The organism is Senegalia massiliensis, assembly GCF_009911265.1.
In the GTDB taxonomy this organism is placed as follows: Bacteria; Bacillota; Clostridia; order Tissierellales; family SIT17; genus Anaeromonas; species Anaeromonas massiliensis_A.
In genome coordinates this window covers 1-3,393 of sequence record NZ_QXXA01000002.1, presented here as the reverse complement: position 1 = coordinate 3,393, position 3,393 = coordinate 1, and the positions used below count along the sequence as shown (strand labels likewise).

Sequence of the window (3,393 nt, the reverse complement as noted above, 5' to 3'; positions counted from 1 at the left end):
AAAAAAACCAGCAACGTCCTACTCTCCCAAGGCGTTACCACCTAAGTACCATCAGCGCTGAAGGGCTTAACTTCTGTGTTCGAGATGGGAACAGGTGTGACCCCTTCGCTATCGTCACTGGATTTATACTTAAAATTAAATTTAAGTCATGTTATTTATTTAGGATTGTACCCTAAAAATTACACAGAAACTTTTACAATTTTATTGGTCAAGTCCTCGACCTATTAGTATCCCTAAGCTAAAAGTATTGCTACTATTACACCTGAGACCTATCAACCAGATAGTCTAATCTGGGGTCTTACTCACTAATGTGATGGGAAATCTAATCTTAAGGGATGCTTCGCGCTTAGATGCCTTCAGCGCTTATCATTTCCATACTTAGCTACTCAGCTATGCTCTTGGCAGAACAACTGATGCACCAGCGGTATGTCCATCCCGGTCCTCTCGTACTAGGGACAGCTCCTTTCAAATTTCCTGCGCCCACGGCGGATAGGGACCGAACTGTCTCACGACGTTCTGAACCCAGCTCGCGTGCCTCTTTAATGGGCGAACAGCCCAACCCTTGGGACCTACTACAGCCCCAGGATGAGACGAGCCGACATCGAGGTGCCAAACCTCCCCGTCGATGTGGACTCTTGGGGGAGATAAGCCTGTTATCCCCGGGGTAGCTTTTATCCGTTGAGCGATGGCCCTTCCACTCGGAACCACCGGATCACTAAGTCCAACTTTCGTTCCTGCTCGAGATGTATCTCTCGCAGTCAAGCTCCCTTATGCCTTTACACTCTTCGCACGATTTCCGACCGTGCTGAGGGAACCTTTGAGCGCCTCCGTTACCTTTTAGGAGGCGACCGCCCCAGTCAAACTGCCCAACTGACAGTGTCCCAAGACCGGATTCACGGTCTGTGGTTAGAATTTTAGTATTACAAGAGTGGTATCCCAAGGATGACTCCATCAAGGCTAGCGCCCTGACTTCCAAGTCTCCCACCTATCCTGTACAAATAATACCAAAATCCAATGTCAGCTTGCAGTAAAGCTCCACGGGGTCTTTCCGTCCTGCCGCGGGTAACCAGCATCTTCACTGGTACTACAATTTCACCGAGTCCATTGTTGAGACAGTGCCCAAATCGTTACACCTTTCGTGCGGGTCGGAACTTACCCGACAAGGAATTTCGCTACCTTAGGACCGTTATAGTTACGGCCGCCGTTCACTGGGGCTTAAGTTCATGCCTTCGGATTACTCCTAAGCAGTCCCATTAACCTTCCAGCACCGGGCAGGTGTCAGCCCCTATACTTCGTCTTTCAACTTAGCAGAGACCTGTGTTTTTGCTAAACAGTCGCTTGGGCCTATTCTCTGCGGCCGGACTAGGCTTTAAGAGTAAATCTTATCACCTTATCCGGCACCCCTTCTCCCGAAGTTACGGGGTCATTTTGCCGAGTTCCTTAACAATGGTTATCTCGCTCATCTTAGAATTTTCATCTCGCCTACCTGTGTCGGTTTACGGTACGGGTACCTATTTACTCGATAGAGGCTTTTCTTGACAGTGTGGAATCAGTTAGTTCGCTACTTAAATTTCGCTCCCATTCGTATCTCAGAATTGTTTTAGCGGATTTACCTACTAAAACTCCCTACTTACTTAGACACACCAAACCAACGGTGTGATAACATATCCTACTGTGTCACCCCATCTCTCAAACGCAAAGAGGTAGTACAGGAATCTCAACCTGTTATCCATCGCCTACGCATATCGCCTCGGCTTAGGCCCCGACTAACCCTGAGAGGACGAGCCTTCCTCAGGAAACCTTGGGCTTTCGATGGGAAGGATTCTCACCTTCCTTTCGCTACTCATGCCAACATTCTCTCTTGTATATAGTCCACTACTCCTTCCGGTGTAACTTCAATCCATATACAATGCTCCTCTACCAACGCATAAAGCGTTCCGTAGCTTCGGTGGTAAGTTTGAGCCCCGGACATTTTCGGCGCAAAACCACTCGACCAGTGAGCTATTACGCACTCTTTAAATGAATGGCTGCTTCTAAGCCAACATCCTGGTTGTCTGTGTAGTCTTACATCCTTTTCCACTTAACTTACACTTTGGGACCTTAGCTGACGGTCTGGGCTGTTTCCCTTTCGACTACGAATCTTATCACCCGCAGTCTGACTCCTAAGAATATGACTATGGCATTCGGAGTTTGATAGGCTTTAGTAACACAAAGTGCCCCTTAGCCATTCAGTGCTCTACCTCCACGTCACTAATCTTAAGGCTAGCCCTAAAGCTATTTCGAGGAGAACCAGCTATCTCCGGGTTCGATTGGAATTTCACCGCTATCCACAGGTCATCCGATAGCTTTTCAACGCTAAACGGTTCGGACCTCCACGAAATTTTACTTCCGCTTCATCCTGCCCATGGATAGGTCACCCGGTTTCGGGTCTACGACATATAACTTAGTCGCCCTATTAAGACTTGGTTTCCCTACGGCTTCAGACCTTAAGTCCTTAACCTTGCTATATATCGTAACTCGTTGGCCCGTTCTACAAAAAGTACGCGGTCGCTCGTAAAAAGAGCTTCCACTGCTTGTAAACATAGGGTTTCAGGTTCTATTTCACTCCCCTTCCGGGGTTCTTTTCACCATTCCCTCACGGTACTATACGCTATCGGTCACTAGAAAGTATTTAGCCTTGGGGGGTGGTCCCCCCAGCTTCCCACAGAGTTTCTCGTGTTCCGTGGTACTCTGGAACAAAACCAAAAAGAATATGAGCTTCATCTACAGGACTTTCACCTTCTATGGTGGATCTTTCCAGACCCTTCGATTACTCGATTCTTTTCTTAACGGCAATGTCCACAACCCCAGTAAAGGAAACCCTTACTGGTTTGGGCTTTTCCCATTTCGCTCGCCGCTACTAAGGGAATCGATTTTTCTTTCTCTTCCTTGGGGTACTTAGATGTTTCAGTTCTCCCAGTGTTCCCTCAATTACCTATGTATTCAGTAATTGATACCTAAAGTTTATTTAGGTGGGTTTCCCCATTCGGAAATTCCCGGATCAAAGCCTGCTTGCGGCTCCCCGAGACGTATCGGCGCTTACCCCGTCCTTCATCGGCTTCTAGTGCCAAGGCATTCACCCTATGCTCTTAAAAACTTGACCGGTGAAATGTATAATTAGTCAAATGACTTACATTTCGCTAAAATTGTTTAATATATTTCTGTGTAATTTTCAAGGTACAAAATGTAGTCTAATTCAAAATCTAAACTACATAAATGGTGGAGGTAAGGAGACTCGAACTCCTGACCCCCTGCGTGCAAGGCAGGTGCTCTCCCAACTGAGCTATACCCCCATAAAAGAGTAAACTAAAATTAATTAGTCTCTCAAAAATGAACAGTGTAGAAATTACTCCT

At 46.7% G+C, this 3,393-nt stretch carries 1 tRNA gene and 2 rRNA genes; all 3 read right to left on the bottom strand.

What is annotated here, in order from left to right:
- Window positions 1-5: 5 nt before the first annotated feature.
- Window positions 6-122: ribosomal RNA gene (rrf, locus tag D3Z33_RS01255) — 5S ribosomal RNA — on the bottom strand.
- Between the two features lie 82 nt (window positions 123-204).
- Window positions 205-3,142, bottom strand: a 23S ribosomal RNA gene (locus D3Z33_RS01250).
- Window positions 3,143-3,256: 114 nt separating this feature from the next.
- Window positions 3,257-3,332, bottom strand: a tRNA-Ala gene (locus tag D3Z33_RS01245).
- Window positions 3,333-3,393: the final 61 nt, after the last annotated feature.